Origin of the sequence: Burkholderia sp. JKS000303 (assembly GCF_002563755.1) — a bacterium.
Taxonomy (GTDB): Bacteria; Pseudomonadota; Gammaproteobacteria; order Burkholderiales; family Burkholderiaceae; genus Burkholderia; species Burkholderia anthina_B.
In genome coordinates this window covers 1,735,981-1,750,514 of sequence record NZ_PDBZ01000001.1, presented here as the reverse complement: position 1 = coordinate 1,750,514, position 14,534 = coordinate 1,735,981, and the positions used below count along the sequence as shown (strand labels likewise).

General features: G+C 67.2%; 13 protein-coding genes. 4 read left to right on the top strand and 9 right to left on the bottom strand.

Annotated features, from left to right (window positions below):
• Nucleotides 1-49 precede the first annotated feature (49 nt).
• Together BX604_RS08475 and BX604_RS08470 are read right to left on the bottom strand one after the other, a co-directional pair.
• A complete protein-coding gene (locus BX604_RS08475) occupies nt 50-1,009 on the bottom strand; it encodes a complex I NDUFA9 subunit family protein (RefSeq protein WP_098550354.1) in 960 nt (319 codons plus the stop codon).
• A gap of 216 nt (nt 1,010-1,225) precedes the next feature.
• Complete coding sequence (locus BX604_RS08470; protein WP_098550353.1) at nt 1,226-3,178, bottom strand: lytic transglycosylase domain-containing protein; 1,953 nt, start codon at nt 3,176-3,178, stop codon at nt 1,226-1,228.
• An 8-nt stretch (nt 3,179-3,186) separates the two neighbouring features.
• On the opposite strand from BX604_RS08470, the gene BX604_RS08465 reads away from it, so the two are divergent.
• The gene (locus BX604_RS08465; protein ID WP_098550352.1) at nt 3,187-3,795 is read left to right on the top strand and encodes a 5-formyltetrahydrofolate cyclo-ligase; all 609 of its coding nucleotides are present in this window, start codon (nt 3,187-3,189) and stop codon (nt 3,793-3,795) included.
• Between the two features lie 74 nt (nt 3,796-3,869).
• Here BX604_RS08465 and BX604_RS08460 read toward each other — a convergent pair whose 3' ends face one another.
• Nucleotides 3,870-4,382, bottom strand: a complete 513-nt coding sequence (locus BX604_RS08460; protein ID WP_096508492.1) for a winged helix DNA-binding protein — start codon at nt 4,380-4,382, stop codon at nt 3,870-3,872.
• 148 nt (nt 4,383-4,530) lie between these two features.
• Here BX604_RS08460 and pxpB point away from each other — a divergent pair, with 148 nt between their 5' ends.
• Genes pxpB through pxpA form a run of 3 tightly spaced genes read left to right on the top strand, consistent with a single transcriptional unit; the run spans nt 4,531 to nt 7,072 of the window.
• Nucleotides 4,531-5,187, top strand: coding sequence for a 5-oxoprolinase subunit PxpB (pxpB, locus tag BX604_RS08455; protein ID WP_098550351.1), 657 nt, complete (start codon nt 4,531-4,533; stop codon nt 5,185-5,187).
• Nucleotides 5,184-6,251, top strand: coding sequence for a biotin-dependent carboxyltransferase family protein (locus BX604_RS08450; RefSeq protein WP_098550350.1), 1,068 nt, complete (start codon nt 5,184-5,186; stop codon nt 6,249-6,251). Before pxpB ends, BX604_RS08450 begins: the two co-directional genes overlap by 4 nt.
• Nucleotides 6,252-6,307: 56 nt before the next feature.
• Nucleotides 6,308-7,072: a 5-oxoprolinase subunit PxpA gene (pxpA, locus tag BX604_RS08445; RefSeq protein WP_098550349.1), complete on the top strand. Its 765-nt coding sequence runs from the start codon at nt 6,308-6,310 to the stop codon at nt 7,070-7,072.
• 545 nt (nt 7,073-7,617) lie between these two features.
• On the opposite strand, the gene BX604_RS08440 is transcribed toward pxpA, so the two are convergent.
• From BX604_RS08440 to BX604_RS08415, 6 genes are all read right to left on the bottom strand, one after another.
• Nucleotides 7,618-8,763 (bottom strand): TraB/GumN family protein, encoded by a 1,146-nt coding sequence (locus BX604_RS08440; RefSeq protein ID WP_098550348.1) that lies wholly within the window; start codon nt 8,761-8,763, stop codon nt 7,618-7,620.
• The gene (locus BX604_RS08435) at nt 8,756-9,769 is read right to left on the bottom strand and encodes a peptide ABC transporter ATP-binding protein (protein WP_098550347.1); all 1,014 of its coding nucleotides are present in this window, start codon (nt 9,767-9,769) and stop codon (nt 8,756-8,758) included. The genes BX604_RS08440 and BX604_RS08435 overlap by 8 nt, the downstream gene beginning before the upstream one ends.
• Nucleotides 9,766-10,764, bottom strand: a complete 999-nt coding sequence (locus BX604_RS08430) for an ABC transporter ATP-binding protein (RefSeq protein WP_098550346.1) — start codon at nt 10,762-10,764, stop codon at nt 9,766-9,768. The genes BX604_RS08435 and BX604_RS08430 overlap by 4 nt, the downstream gene beginning before the upstream one ends.
• A 2-nt stretch (nt 10,765-10,766) precedes the next feature.
• Nucleotides 10,767-11,684, bottom strand: a complete 918-nt coding sequence (locus BX604_RS08425) for an ABC transporter permease subunit (RefSeq protein ID WP_098550345.1) — start codon at nt 11,682-11,684, stop codon at nt 10,767-10,769.
• A 4-nt stretch (nt 11,685-11,688) separates the two neighbouring features.
• On the bottom strand, nt 11,689-12,699 hold the full coding sequence (locus BX604_RS08420) for an ABC transporter permease subunit (RefSeq protein ID WP_098550344.1): 1,011 nt from the start codon (nt 12,697-12,699) through the stop codon (nt 11,689-11,691).
• A gap of 111 nt (nt 12,700-12,810) precedes the next feature.
• On the bottom strand, nt 12,811-14,439 hold the full coding sequence (locus BX604_RS08415; protein ID WP_098550343.1) for an ABC transporter substrate-binding protein: 1,629 nt from the start codon (nt 14,437-14,439) through the stop codon (nt 12,811-12,813).
• Between the last annotated feature and the right edge of the window lie 95 nt (nt 14,440-14,534).

Sequence of the window (14,534 nt, the reverse complement as noted above, 5' to 3'; positions counted from 1 at the left end):
GTTCCGAAAAGCGCAAAAATGAAGGACGAAAGCGGCCACGTGCGGCGCCCTAGCGGCGCGAGCGGAACCAGTCGAAGCGCGAGCGCTGCGCGGCGTTGCCGAGATACGCGGGCGCGATGCTTTCGAGACTCGCGGGCGACAGCCCGAGTTCCGGCGCGAGCGGCCCGGACAGCACGTTCGGCACCGACATCGACGCGAGATTGTCGCGCGTGAGCACCGGCTCGCCGGGCAGGCTTTCGAACACGCGCGCCTGCAGCCGCGCGAGCGCGTCGGGCAGGCGCACGATGCGGGCCTGCCGGCCGACCAGCGTGCCGCAATAGCGCACCAGTTGCTCGAGCGTGTAGACGGTCGGGCCGCCGAGTTCGTAGGTCTTGCCGTGCGCGGCCGCGAGGTCGAGCGTGTTGACGAACGCGCGCACGACGTCGCCGACGAATACCGGCTGGAAGCGCGCATCGGGCATCGCGAGCGGCAGCACGGGCACCGTGCGCTGCAGCTTCGCGAACGTGTTGAGGAACGCGTCGCCGGGGCCGAACACAACCGACGGCCGGAAGATCGTCAGCGCGAGCGAATCGGTCGCTGCGACCGCATGCAGCGCGGCCTCGCCATCGCCCTTCGAGCGCTGGTACATGCTCGCGCCGTGCGAATCCGCGCCGAGCGCGCTCATGTGCAGCACGCGTCGCACGCCAACCTCGATGCATGCGGCGGCCAGCGCAGCCGGCAGCGCGACGTGGGCGCGCTCGAAGCCAGGCCCGTAAGGCGTGCCTCGGCCACCGTGCAGCACGCCGACCAGATTGATTGCCGCGTGCGCGCCGGCCACGAACCGGGCCAGCGTGCGCGTGTCGAGTGCGTCGAGTTCAACGATTTCCACCGGCAGCATCTGCAGGTGGCGCGCGTGCTCGCGTCTCCGCGTGCCGATGCGTACCTGCTTGCCGGCGTCGATCAGGGCATTGACGAGCCGGCTGCCGATGAAGCCGGTGCCGCCCAGCAGCGCGACGGTCTGGCCATCCATGTGTGGACCTCCGAGGGGCTGTTCACGCGCATGACGGGCGGGCGCGGGCCGCCGGAAAAGCCGGGCGCAACGCGCATGACGCAGCGATCGACCCGCCTGGCGGCCAGCCCCGTTGATGATTTTTCCGGTCAGGGGAACGCGCCCTGCCCGTCATGCGCGTGAACCGCCCCTGAATAAACACTGCCGCGTCTCGCGCGGCAGTGTGAAGATTGCGGATCAGGGCGAGATCATGCCGAGACGTTTCTTCAACGACTGCGGTTTGCCCTCGAAGAGCGCCGCGTAATAGACGGTGTTCGACAGGACGTTCTTCACGTAGTCGCGCGTCTCGTTGAACGGAATCGTCTCCGCGAAAATCGCGCCTTCGACCGGCTGCGTCAACACCTGGCGCCACTGGCGCGGCCGGCCCGGGCCCGCGTTGTAGCCGGCGGTGGCGAGCACCGGCGAGCTGTCGAAGGTGTTGTAGATGTCCGCCAGATACCAGGTGCCGAGCTGGATGTTGGTATCGATGTCGTGCATCTGCGCGCGCGAGATCGTGCCCATGCCGAGCTTCTTCGCGACCATCTGCGCGGTGGCCGGCATCAGCTGCATCAGGCCGCCCGCACCGACCGACGAGCGCGCGGTCGTGATGAAGCGCGATTCCTGGCGGATCAGCCCGTACGCCCATTCGATGTCGAGGCCGGTCGACTGCGCATAGCGCTCGACGATGTCGCGGTACGGCGACGGGTAGCGCAGCGTGAAGTCGTGCTCGGCCTTCGTGCGGTCGGCGGTGTTGACCGTGCGGTCGAGCAGGTCGATGCGCTTGCCGTATTCGGCGGCCGCGAGCAGCTGGCGATCGGTCATCCCGCGCAGCGGCCAGTTCCATTCGCGGTTGCCTTCGAGACGCAGGTTCAGCGCATAGAAGCGCTGCGCGAGCGCGAAGCCCGGGATCTTGCTCATCGCGTCGACGTCGGCGTCGCTCACCTTGGTGCGCGGCGGGATCGTCGTGCGCTGGCCGAGCTCTTCGCCGGCAAGCTGCCCGTAGAAGTTGAACTGGCCGGCGACCTGCTCGAATTCCTGGTTCGCCTGCAGCGTGTCGCCGCTCTGCTTGAGCGCGCGGGCATGCCAGTAGATCCAGGCCTGATCGTCGCGCAGCGACGGCGGCATCTGCTCGATCGACCAGCGCACCATCGGCCAGTTGCCGGCGAGCAGCGCGGCGCGCGTGCGCCATTCGTAGCCCGGGTTCGACAGCGGCGCGTTCGCGGATTTCGCATACCAGACCGACGCGAGCGGCGAGCGCTTGATCGCACCCTGGTAGCCGATCGCGCCCCACGCGATCGCCTGCTCCTGCTTCGTCAGCGAGGCGGCGACCGTCGTCAGCATCCCCGCCGCCGCATCCGGATCGTTGCGCGCCATGCGGCCGAGCGCGATCAGCGCGAGCTGGTGCGAGGCGGCGTCGGGGCCGACGCCGCGCGCGAGGTACAGCGGCGGCGCGCTGGTCGCCTGGTCGAAGCCGACCGGGCGCGGGCCGAGCGCGTCGACGATCTTGCCGCCGAGCGTCGTGTAGTTCTGCTCGAACGCGAGGCGTGCCTGCTGCCACACGTCGTCGCTCGTGAACTGCTGATTGACGGTGAGTGCCGTAATCAGGTCGACACAGGCGTCGCCGTAGTATTTCGGCTCGACGAGCAGCGCACGCGCCGCATCGGCGACGTTCTCGCCGCGCGCCGCACGCGATTCGAGCGCGTAGCACTTGACCTGCGTGTCGTCGTCGAGCACGAAACGCTTGTACTGGTCGTCGAAGCTGCGCCAGTCGTGGCGCGCGCCGAGCACGAGCAGATAGTCGTTGCGCAGGCGGTCGGCGATCGCCTGGCCGTCGTAGCGCTGCAGGAACGACTGCACGGGCGCGTCGGGCGCGTCGACACGCGCGCGGCCCGTCGAATCGAACAGCTGCGGCTTGATCTGGAAATACTCGACGTAGGACGGGACCGGATAGTTCGGGATCATCGACGCGAGCTGCGCGGCCTTCGCGGCGTCATTGCGGCGCGCGGCTTCACGAAGCTGGACGAAGATCTGGTCATCCCCGGCGAGCGTGTCGTCGCTCGGTGCGGCGCACGCCGCCGTGCCCGCCACGAGCGCGGCGGCCGAAAGCGTCAGCGCGACCGCGCGATATACTCGAAAAAGGCTGTTCGACATCGTTTTGAATGGAGCACGAAGTGAGCGAAAGCATAGCATGCAACCCTGTGCCGAACCCGAAGGTTGCGCTGCGCAAAACGCTGTCCGGCGCGCGTCGCGACGCCGCGTCGCAGCCCGCCGCGAATGCCGCGCTCGATGCGCGGCTGCGCGCGTTGCTCGAGCGGCTCGCGCCGCGCACCGTCGGCTTCTACTGGCCGCTGCCGGGCGAGTTCGACGCCCGTGATGCCGTGCTCGCGTGGTCCGCGGCAGGCGCGGGCCGCCGCGCCGCGCTGCCGGTGATCGGCGAACGCCATACGCCGCTCGCGTTCCACGCGTGGGATGCGGCGACGCCGATGCGCGAAGGCCATCACCGGATTCCGGAACCGGCGTCGGGGATCGTCGTCGTGCCCGATCTATTACTGATTCCGTGTGTGGGATTCGACCTGCAGCGCTACCGGCTCGGCTATGGCGGCGGCTATTACGACCGCACGCTCGCCGTGTGGCCGGGCGACACGCTGCCGGTGACGGTCGGCATTGCGTATGAAGCATGTCGCGTCGATGCGTTGCCGGCCGAAGCGCACGATCTCGCGATGCGCTGGATCGTGACCGACGGCGCGCTCTACCCGGCCGCCGGATGACGTGGTGCACGGCGCCGCGGCCGCTGCCGCACGCGCGTCAGCCGCACGCCATGCGCCGCTCCGTTCGCAATCGTTTACAGCGATGCCGCCGCCCGCGCGGCCGTGTCGTAGAGCCCCGATGCATGGCGCAGCAACTGCGCCGCATCGCCGATCTGCTGGTTGGTGAGGCCGCTGTCCTTCAGCGTCTCGATCAGGCAGTGCTCGCGCACCTCCCGATACTTCAGGCACAGATCGCGGCCCGCGTCGGTCGCGAAGAAGAACACCTCCTTGCCGTTCTTCTCGCTCTTCACATAGCCGCGCGCGATCAGTTTTTTCAGCGCATAGGTCGCGACGTGCGTATCCTCGATATTGAGCACGAAGCAGATGTCGGCGAGTTTCTTCTTGCGTTCGCGATGGCTGACGTGATGCAGCAGCGACACTTCGACCGCCGTCATGTCCTTCGCACCGGCGGCCGACATGCAGCGCACCATCCATCGGTTGAACGCGTTGCCGGCCATGATGAGCCCGTATTCGAGTTCCGACAGCTCCGCACTCGAATCGGAAACGAGGTGTTCGGATGACACGATCTTGGTCGGAGGACGCTTCATGGAAAGGCGGCGCAAGCAGGATGTCAGGGTGTGCCGAGTGTACGCCAGAAGCATCGGGATACGAGCTAGGCAAAAACGCTTATTGGTAAGTTATCAATATTTTATTGACAATGTGCGCTAACATTGCCGTCCGAACCGTGCCAGTCCGATGACGCTACCCCGCATTTATCCGCTCGGCGACGCCGCCCTTGTCTGCGAAGTGCCGCCGCCCGCCACGCTCGATTGCCAGCGCCGCGTCTGGGCCGTCGCCGAGGTCGCGCGCGCGTGGCCCGACGTGATCGACGTCGTGCCCGGCATGAACAATCTGACGATCGTGTTCGACGCGCTCGCCGCGACGGCCGACTCGTTCACGCCGGCGCTGCACGACGCGTGGGAGACGGCCGACGTCGAGCACGCCGACGGCCAGACGGTCGAGATCCCGGTCGAATACGGCGGTGCCGCCGGCCCCGACCTGCCGGCCGTCGCCGCGCACACGGGGCTGTCGGTCGACGAGGTCGTCGCGCGTCACGCGGCCGGCGAATACGTCGTGTTCTTCCTCGGCTTCCAGCCGGGTTTCGCGTATCTCGGCGGCCTCGATGCGTCGCTGCACACGCCGCGCCGCGCGGCGCCGCGGCTCGAAGTGCCGGCCGGCTCGGTCGGCATCGGCGGCGCGCAAACCGGCATCTACCCGACCACCTCGCCCGGCGGCTGGCAACTGATCGGCCGCACGTCGCACGTGCTGTTCGATCCGGCGCGGCAACAGCCGACGCTGCTGCTGCCCGGCGATCGCGTGCGCTTCACCATTGCGGGAGTCGACGCGACATGAGCCAGAACACCGCACCGGGCACCGTCGAGGTGCTGCGGGCCGGCCCGCTGTCGACCGTGCAGGATCTCGGCCGCCGCGGCACGCGCCATCTCGGCGTCGCGCAGGGCGGCGCGCTCGACGGCCTCGCGCTCGAAGTCGGCAACCGGCTCGTCGGCAACCGCGCCGACGCGGCCGCCGTCGAAATCACCATCGGCCCGGCCACGTTCCGCTTCACGCGCGCGACGCGCATCGCGATCACCGGCACCGAATTCGGCGCAACGCTCGACGGCAAGCCCGTGTATTCGTGGTGGAGCCTGCCGGTCGAAGCCGGGCAGACACTCGTGCTGCCGGCCGCGAAGCGCGGCATGCGCGGCTACCTGTGCATCGCGGGGGGCATCGACGTGCTGCCGATGCTCGGCTCGCGCAGCACCGATCTCGCATCGCGCTTCGGCGGCCTCGGCGGCCGCGCGCTGCGCGACGGCGACCGGCTCCCGGTCGGCGTGCCGCCGGCCGGCGCCGGCTGCCTCGCGGCCGACGCGCCCGAATTCGGCGTGAAAGCGCCCGCGTGGTGCGCGTTCGTGCGCGTCGACGAACCGCCGCGCCGCCACCGCCCCGCACATGCGCCATGGGCGATGCCCGTGCGCGTGCTGCCGGGCCCCGACTACGCGTCGTTCGCCGCCGATGCGCAGCAGGCGTTCTGGGACGAGGAATGGCTCGTCACCGCGAACAGCAACCGGATGGGCTATCGCCTCGCCGGCACCGAGCTCGTGCGCGAGCGGCCGGCCGAGCTGCTGTCGCACGCGGTGCTGCCCGGCACGATCCAGGTACCGCCGAACGGCCAGCCGATCGTGCTGATGCACGACGCGCAGACCACCGGCGGCTATCCGAAGATCGGCACGGTGATCCGCGCGGATCTATGGAAACTCGCACAGGCGCGGCTCAACCTGCCGATCCGCTTCGTGCGGACGACACCCGACGTCGCGCGCGCCGCGCTGACCGCAGAACGTGCCTATCTGCGTCAGATCGACGTCGCGATCGAGATGCGCGAGGAAACGCGCCGCCGCACGCAATCGCGCGCGGCGTGACAATGGCGGGAGCTGGGCAGAGGACGTGCCACGCAATCCGTGGACGAGGAACATCAATGGAAATCGATCTCAATGCCGATCTCGGCGAAGGATGCGGATCGGACGAGGCGCTGCTCGACCTCGTCACGTCGGCCAACATCGCGTGCGGCTGGCATGCAGGCGGCGCCAATGCGATGCGCGACTGCGTGCGCTGGGCCGTGCAGAAAGGCGTGTCGATCGGCGCGCACCCGAGCTTTCACGATCCGGAGAACTTCGGCCGCAAGGAAATGCAGCTGCCGGCCGGTGATATCTACGCGGGCGTGCTGTATCAGCTCGGCGCGCTGTCGGCGATCGCGCAGGCCGAAGGCGGCCGCATCGCGCACGTAAAGCCGCACGGCGCGCTGTACAACCAGGCCGCGCGCGATCCGATGATCGCCGATGCAGTGGTGTCCGCGATCCACGACTTCGATCCGTCGCTCGCCGTGTTCGGGCTCGCGAACAGCGTGTTCGTCGCGGCCGCGCGGCATGCGGGCCTGGCCGCGGTGGAGGAAGTGTTCGCCGATCGCGGCTACCGCGCGGACGGCTCGCTCGTGCCGCGCAGCCAGCCCGGCGCACTGATCGACGACGAAGATGCGGTGCTCGCGCGCACGCTCGACATGGTGCGCAACCGGCAGGTGCGCGCGGTGAGCGGCGAGTGGGTGCCGCTCAATGCGCAGACCGTCTGCCTGCACGGCGACGGCCCGCATGCGCTCGCATTCGCGAAGCGGATCCGCACGGCGCTCGAAGCGGCCGGCGTCGAGCTGGTTGCGCCCGGCGCGCTGCAGGCCGACGAAGACGCATGACGCCACGCGTCGTCGCAAAACCACTGCACCAAAGAAAAAAGCGCCCTCGTGGCGCTTTTCTGTTGGCTTGATCGCTGCGGCTTCGCCGTCTGTCGATTCAGCCCCCCGAAACCGTCTTTCGACGGAGACCGGAACACTATTCCGGATTAAAAAACGTCCGCCGCCGCCCGATTGACTTCACCCCGGTTGGACGACGGAACGTCGCTTATTCGCAAGTCAGCCTGCATGCATTCTTGTTGTCCGACGATGGTGGCCCCGCCGTACATGCAGACACTCCGCGGCCGGCACGTACATCACGTGCCGGCAACGCGCTAACCCCGCGCTTTATTTCTGCTACCCCGTAGAACTTTTTCTATTCTTTTCATTTTTTCAACTTGTGGGGTGAAGAATAGATATTGGCAGAACGGGATGTCAATCGTTTTAAACGCTATTTTCTGAGGCTTCAAGGGTTTTCCTTATCGGCCCGCACGGCCGCGCAGGCCTCTCACACCGCGTGCGCACGTCCAATCAAACAGGGGAGGATCGGCGCCGACCGACCGGCGCGATCAGTTCGCGTCGACCCGGTATCCTTGCTGGCGCAACAATTCGAGCACGCCGCGCGGGCCGCCCAAATGCAGCGCGCCGATCGCGACGAACAGCGGCCGGTTCGGCGCGGCGATTGCCGTCATCCGTGCAACGAAGCGCCGGTTGCGCTCGTACAGGATCTTGTTGTCGATCGACGCCGACAGCGCCTTCGAACGGGCCAGCCGTTCGCTCTTCGCGACCGCCCACGCGGAGATCGCGTCGGCGTCGCCAATTTGCCACAGTCGGTGCAGCGACTTGATGTCGTCGGCGTTCTGAGCCGGAGTCTGCACCATGTCCTGCGCGAGCATTTCGCGCTGCTCGGCCAGCGTCAGCCCGGTGAACGCGCGCATCTGCTCGGCGAGCGTCTCGAGCCCGATCACACGGCCACCCTTCTTCTTCAGGTACACGTTCTGCAACTGCGCCTCGGTGCCGAACTCGGTCTGCAGGCCGGCCGACAGCGAATCGTAGGTCTCGACGACCAGCGCCGCGAGCCACGGCCGCATCCGGCGGATCTCGGCGAGCGCGGCCGGATTGCCATGCAGGCGCGCCGCGAGCCGCTGCCACAGCGGCTCGGGCAGCAGCCGCTGCAGGCACGGGTAGCGGCACACGCCGTACTTCGACACATCGTCCTGCGACTCGAGCAGATCGTCCGGCGACAGTTCGAGCGCGAGCGTCGGCGACGCGGCGAGCGCCGCGAGGATGCGCGGCCGGAACGGCTGCTGGCTCGGATAGTCGACCGGGTCGCCGGTGTGCAGCGTGCCGAGCACGTACAGCGTGACGTTGCCCTTGGTCGCGACGTAGAACGGCATGCGCGCCGGCTGCACGCGCACGGTGCCGCGCGCGACCGTCCCGTTCGACACGGACGGGCCATGAAAGCCCGGCAGGTTCATGCCGGGCGGCGGAACCTGCGACGGACGAATCGGCGAACTCGCCGGCGCACGCCCTTCGGCATGCGCGGCGTCGACGGGAACCAGCACGCTGGCGGCCACGCACGCGCCAGCCAGCGCCGCGCCCGTGACCGTGCGCACGCTCCAGCGCCGTGCGTTGCGGCATGCGCGCATCACGCGCGCGCTGCCAGCCCCCGAACGGCGCACGCCAGGCGCGCGCGCCGCCAAAACATCAGGCATTCGCCTCCCCCACCTCCTCGGCGCGATGGCAGGCCACGCGGCGTCCGTCGACGTCGCGCAGCTGCGGTTCCTCGACGCGGCAACGCTCGACCGCGTACGGGCAGCGCTGGTGAAACGCGCAGCCCGACGGCGGATTGAGCGGCGACGGCAGCTCGCCCTGCAGCTTGATCTGGACGCGGCGGTCTTCCTCGAAGATCGCCGGCGTCGCCGACATCAGCGCACGCGTGTACGGATGGCGCGGCCGTGCGTAGATCGTCGCCTTGTCGCCGAGCTCGGCGACGCTGCCGAAGTACATCACCATCACGTCGTCCGCAACGTGTTCGACCACCGACAGATTATGCGAGATGAACACGTAGCTCGTCTTGAACTGCTCCTGCAGATCCATGAACAGGTTCAGGATCTGCGCCTGGATCGACACGTCGAGCGCGGACACCGGCTCGTCGGCGACGACGATGCGCGGATCGAGGATCATCGCGCGCGCGATCGCGACGCGCTGGCGCTGGCCGCCCGAGAACATGTGCGGATAGCGCTTCGCGTGCTCGGGCCGCAGGCCGACCGTGCGCATGATCTGCGCGACGCGCTGCGCGCGCTCGGCGGCCGTCTGGTTCGCGTTGATCTCGAGCGGCTCGGACAGCGTCTGTTCGACGGTCTTGCGCGGGTTCAGCGACGCGAACGGGTTCTGGAACACCATCTGCACGCGGCGGCGCAGGTCGGCGACCGTCTCGCGGTTCGCGCCGGCGACGTTCTTGCCGTCGATCACGAGACTGCCCGCGGTGGGCGTCTCGATCATCGTGAGCTGGCGCGCGAGCGTCGATTTCCCGCAGCCCGACTCGCCGACGACGGCGAGCGTCTTGCCGCGCTTGAGCGAAAACGACACGCCGTTCAGCGCCTTCACCGTGCCCTGCCCGAACATCCCGCGCTTGACCGTGTAGTGCTTCGCGAGGCCGTCGGCCACCAGGACGTCCTCGTCGTGCGGCGTGGCACGCGTTTCATGGACTGCATTCATCGTGCGCCTCCCGTCAGGTCGAGGTTGGAAACATTGAGCGGCTTGATGCAGCGCGCACGCATCGCGTCGTTGCCCGGCGCGAGCGCATCGAGCGCCGGACGCGCCTTGCGGCAGTCGTCGACGACGTACTTGCAGCGCGGCGCGAACAGGCACCCGGACGGGCGATCATCGCGGCCCGGCACCATGCCGGGCAATGCGGCAAGGCGACGCGCCCCTTTATTGTGCTCGGGAATCGCGGCAAGCAGCGCTTCGGTGTACGGATGATGCGGCGCACGGAAGATGTCCGGCACGCTGTTGGTCTCGATGATCTCGCCCGCGTACATCACCGCGACGCGCTGCGCGACCTCCGACACCACGGCCAGATCGTGCGAGATCAGCACGAGCGCCATCCCGCGCTCCTTCTGCAGCTTCACGAGCAGATCCATGATCTGCGCCTGGATCGTCACGTCGAGCGCGGTGGTCGGCTCGTCGGCGATCAGCAGCTTCGGGTTGCACGCGACCGCCATCGCGATCATCACGCGCTGGTTCATCCCGCCCGACATCTGGTGCGGAAACGACGCAATGCGGTTCTTCGCGTCCGGAATGCCGACCTGGTCGAGCAGTTCGAGCGCGCGCCGGTGCAGCGCGTCGCCGCGCAGGCCTTCGTGCAGCTTCAGCACCTCCTTGATCTGGTAGCCGACCGTGTAGCTCGGGTTCAGGCTCGTCAGCGCGTCCTGGAACACCATCGCGATGTCCTTGCCGACGATCTTGCGGCGCGCCTTCGGCGACGCCTTCAGCAGGTCGACACCGTTGAACGACACCTCGTCGGCCGTCACCTTGCCCGGCGCGTCGATCAGGCCCATCAACGCCATCATCGTCACGCTCTTGCCCGAGCCCGATTCGCCGACGACGCCCACCACCTCGCCCGGCGCGATCGACAGGTTGATCCGGTCGACAGCAGGCAGGCCGTTGAAGTTCACCGCGAGATTGCGGATAGTCAGTAGATCTTGGCTCATGGTCAGGCCATCCGCTTCAGTTTGGGATCGAGCGCGTCGCGCAGCCCGTCGCCGAGCAGGTTGATCGCGAGCACCGAAATCAGGATCGACAGGCCGGGCATCGTCACGATCCACCACGCGTTGTCGATGTAGTCGCGTGCGGAGGCCAGCATCGCGCCCCACTCGGCGGTCGGCGGCTGTACGCCGAGGCCGAGGAAGCCGAGTGCGGCCGCATCCAGAATCGCCGACGAGAAGCCGAGCGTCGCCTGCACGATCAGCGGCGCCGTGCAGTTGGGCAGCACCTGCGAGAACATCAGGCGCAGCGTGCCGGCACCGGCCACGCGCGACGCCGTCACGTACTCCTTCTGCAGTTCGCCGAGCGCCGATGCGCGCGTGAGGCGCACGTAGGCCGGCAGCGCGACGATCGCGATCGCGAACATCGTGTTGGTGAGGCCCGGGCCGATGATCGCGACGACCGCGACCGCGAGCAGCAGCGACGGCAGCGCGAGCAGCACGTCCATGATGCGCATCACCGCCGTGTCGGCCCACTTCTGGAAGAACGCGGCGACCAGCCCGAGCACGATGCCGGGAATCAGCGCGAGCACGACCGATACGAAGCCGATCCAGAACGACATCCGTGCGCCGAACATCAGCCGCGAAAGGATGTCGCGTCCCGCTTCGTCGGTGCCGAGGATGAACTTCCAGTTGCCGCCGTCGAGCCATGCGGGCGGGATCTTCACGTAGTCGCGGTATTGCTCGATCGGGCTGTGCGGCGCGATCAGCGGCGCGAGGAGCGCGACCAGGACCAGCACGAGCACGATGACGCCGGCGCCGACGGCGCCGCGGTTGCGCGAGAAGTTGGCCCAGAACTCGCGCAGCGCGAGCGCACGGCCGCCGGCCGGCGCGGACTCGGTCGGCAGGGTATTTTGCAGATTGCTCATGGAATTACCTCGTGTGGCGGATGCGCGGATTCAGCACGCCGTACATCAGGTCGACGATCAGGTTCACGACGATCACGAGCGTCGCGATCAACAGGATGCCGCCCTGCACGACCGGATAGTCGCGGCGGCTGATCGCATCGATCAGCCACTTGCCGACTCCGGGCCACGAAAAGAGCGTTTCGGTCAGCACCGCGCCAGCAAGCAGCGTGCCGACCTGCAGGCCGATCACGGTGACGACCGGGATCAGCGCATTGCGCAGCGCATGCACGACGACCACGCGCACGGGCGACAGCCCTTTCGCGCGGGCGGTGCGGATGTAGTCCTCGCGCAGCACTTCGAGCATCGACGAGCGCGTCATCCGCGCGATCACCGCGAGCGGAATCGTGCCGAGCACGATCGCGGGCAGGATCAGGTGGCTGACCGCCGACTTGAACGAGCCTTCGTCCGGCGCGAGCAACGCGTCGATCAGCATGAAGCCCGTCGGGTGCGGGAAGTCGTATTCGACCGCGATACGGCCCGACACGGGCGTCCAGCCGAGGTACGACGAAAACACCATGATGAGGATCAGCCCCCACCAGAAGATCGGCATCGAGTAGCCGGTGAGCGCGGTGCCCATCACGCCGTGATCGACGATCGAGCCGCGCCGCAGCGCGGCGATCACGCCGGCCGGCAGGCCGACGGCAAGCGCGAACACGAGCGCGCACAGCGACAATTCGACGGTCGCCGGGAAGCGTGCGAAGAATTCGCCCGCGACGCTCGTGTTGGTGATGATCGACGTGCCGAGATCGCCGTGCAGCGCACGGCCGATGTAGTGGAGATACTGCATCGGCAGCGGCTGGTCGAGCCCGAGGCGTTTCATTGCCTCCGCATGCATCGCGGGATCGACGCCGCGCTCGCCCATCATCACTTCGATGGGGTCGCCCGGTATCAGGTGAATCAGCGCAAACGCCAGGATGGTGATGCCGATGAACGTCGGGATCACCATGCCCACGCGGCGCAACACGAATCTGAACATGATGCGTCTCGTATTTTCTCGTGGGAAATGTGCGACCGGCGACGGGAAGCTTTTGGCTTCCCGCCGCCGGATGAGTTAGCCAGTCTTCGTAGACAGCTTATACGGGCCGTATTACTTCACGCCGACACCGTCGAAGCGGGCATAGCCGAGCGGCTCGATGCGCATGTCGACCACGTTCTTGCGTACCGGCTGGTAGACCGTCGAGTTCGCGATCGGCGAGAACGGCAGCTGCTGCGCGAAGATCTGCTGAGCCTGCATGTAGATCTTCGTGCGCGCGTCCTGGCCCGTCGTCGTGCGCCCCTTCTGGATCAGGTCGTCGAACGGCTTGTAGCACCAGTGCGAGAAGTTGTTGCCCTTGATCGCTTCGCAGCCGAGCAGCGTGCCGAGCCAGTTGTCGGGGTCGCCGTTGTCGCCCGTCCAGCCGATCAGCATCGTGTCCTGCTCGCCCGAGTGCGCACGCTTGATGTACTCACCCCACTCGTACGTGACGATCTTCGCCTTCACGCCGATCTTCGCCCAGTCGGCCTGGATCATCTCGGCCATCAGGCGCGCGTTCGGGTTGTATGCGCGCTGCACCGGCATCGCCCACAGCGAGATGTCGAAACCGTTCGGATAGCCGGCCTTCGCGAGCAGCGCCTTCGCCTTCGCGGTGTCGTATGCGGGCATCTTCAGGTTCTTGTCGTACGACCATTGGGTCGGCGGCATCGGCGCGGTCGCGGCCTGGCCTGCACCCTGGTAGACGGACTCGAGGATCGCCTTCTTGTTGATCGCCATGTCGAGCGCTTCACGCACTTCGAGCTTGTCGACCGGCTTGTGCTCGACGTTGTACGCGAGGTAGCCGAGGTTGAAGCCCGGCTGCGACGGCATGTCGATGCCCGAGTCGGCCTTCAGCGTCGCGATGTCGGCCGGACGCGGGTAGCTCATCACCTGGCATTCGTCGCGCTTGATCTTCTGCACGCGCACGCCCGGGTCGGGCGTGATCGAGAAGATCAGCTTCGAGATCTTCACGGCGCCCTTCTTCCAGTAATCAGGATTGCCGTCGAAACGGATCGTCGCGTCCTTCGTGTAGCTGCGGAAGATGAACGGGCCCGTGCCGATCGGCTTCTGGTTGATGTCGGCGGCCTTGCCTGCCTTCATCAGCTGATCCGCGTATTCGGCCGACAGGATCGACGCGAATTCCATCGCCATGTTCTGGATGAACGGCGCATTCGGCTGGGCCAGCGTGAACTTCACGGTGTACGGATCGACCTTCTCGACCTTCGTGATCAGCTTGTCGAGGCCCATGTCGGTGAAGTACGGGAACGACACCGGGTAGGCCTTGCGGAACGGCTGGTTCGGATCGAGCATGCGCTCGAACGTGAACACGACGTCGTCCGCGTTGAATTCGCGCGTCGGCTTGAAGAAGTCGGTCGTGTGGAACTTCACGCCATGACGCAGATGGAACGTGTAGACCTTGCCGTCCGGCGACACGTCCCACTTCTCGGCGAGGCCCGGCTCGACCTTGGTGCCGCCGCGTTCGAATTCGACGAGGCGGTTGTAGATCGTGAACGTCGACGCCGTGAAATCGACGCCGGTCGTGAATTGCGCGGAATCAAAACCCGCCGGGCTGCCTTCTGAGCAGTAGACGAGCGTTTTGTTCGGGATCTGTGCGAATGCAGAACCCGCGACGCCGAGCGATGCCGCTGCCACGCCTGCAATGGCGGTAACACGCAGGGTGTGCAACAGACGGTTGTATTCCATGTTTCCTCCAGGTCTCCAGATCGGAACCGGTCCCCCAGGGGGCCGGGTACGCGGATATTACTTGAGCTACCGATGCTGCAACAAGCTGGAGAAAA

Excerpts from the sequence above, each read along its gene's own strand:
- BX604_RS08475 (WP_098550354.1), bottom strand. The coding sequence starts at position 1,009 with ATGGATGGCCAGACCGTCGCGCTGCTGGGCGGCACCGGCTTCATCGGC.
- BX604_RS08470 (WP_098550353.1), bottom strand. The coding sequence starts at position 3,178 with ATGTCGAACAGCCTTTTTCGAGTATATCGCGCGGTCGCGCTGACGCTT.
- BX604_RS08465 (WP_098550352.1), top strand. The coding sequence starts at position 3,187 with ATGGAGCACGAAGTGAGCGAAAGCATAGCATGCAACCCTGTGCCGAAC.
- BX604_RS08460 (WP_096508492.1), bottom strand. The coding sequence starts at position 4,382 with ATGAAGCGTCCTCCGACCAAGATCGTGTCATCCGAACACCTCGTTTCC.
- pxpB (WP_098550351.1), top strand. The coding sequence starts at position 4,531 with ATGACGCTACCCCGCATTTATCCGCTCGGCGACGCCGCCCTTGTCTGC.
- BX604_RS08450 (WP_098550350.1), top strand. The coding sequence starts at position 5,184 with ATGAGCCAGAACACCGCACCGGGCACCGTCGAGGTGCTGCGGGCCGGC.
- pxpA (WP_098550349.1), top strand. The coding sequence starts at position 6,308 with ATGGAAATCGATCTCAATGCCGATCTCGGCGAAGGATGCGGATCGGAC.
- BX604_RS08440 (WP_098550348.1), bottom strand. The coding sequence starts at position 8,763 with ATGCCTGATGTTTTGGCGGCGCGCGCGCCTGGCGTGCGCCGTTCGGGG.
- BX604_RS08435 (WP_098550347.1), bottom strand. The coding sequence starts at position 9,769 with ATGAATGCAGTCCATGAAACGCGTGCCACGCCGCACGACGAGGACGTC.
- BX604_RS08430 (WP_098550346.1), bottom strand. The coding sequence starts at position 10,764 with ATGAGCCAAGATCTACTGACTATCCGCAATCTCGCGGTGAACTTCAAC.
- BX604_RS08425 (WP_098550345.1), bottom strand. The coding sequence starts at position 11,684 with ATGAGCAATCTGCAAAATACCCTGCCGACCGAGTCCGCGCCGGCCGGC.
- BX604_RS08420 (WP_098550344.1), bottom strand. The coding sequence starts at position 12,699 with ATGTTCAGATTCGTGTTGCGCCGCGTGGGCATGGTGATCCCGACGTTC.
- BX604_RS08415 (WP_098550343.1), bottom strand. The coding sequence starts at position 14,439 with ATGGAATACAACCGTCTGTTGCACACCCTGCGTGTTACCGCCATTGCA.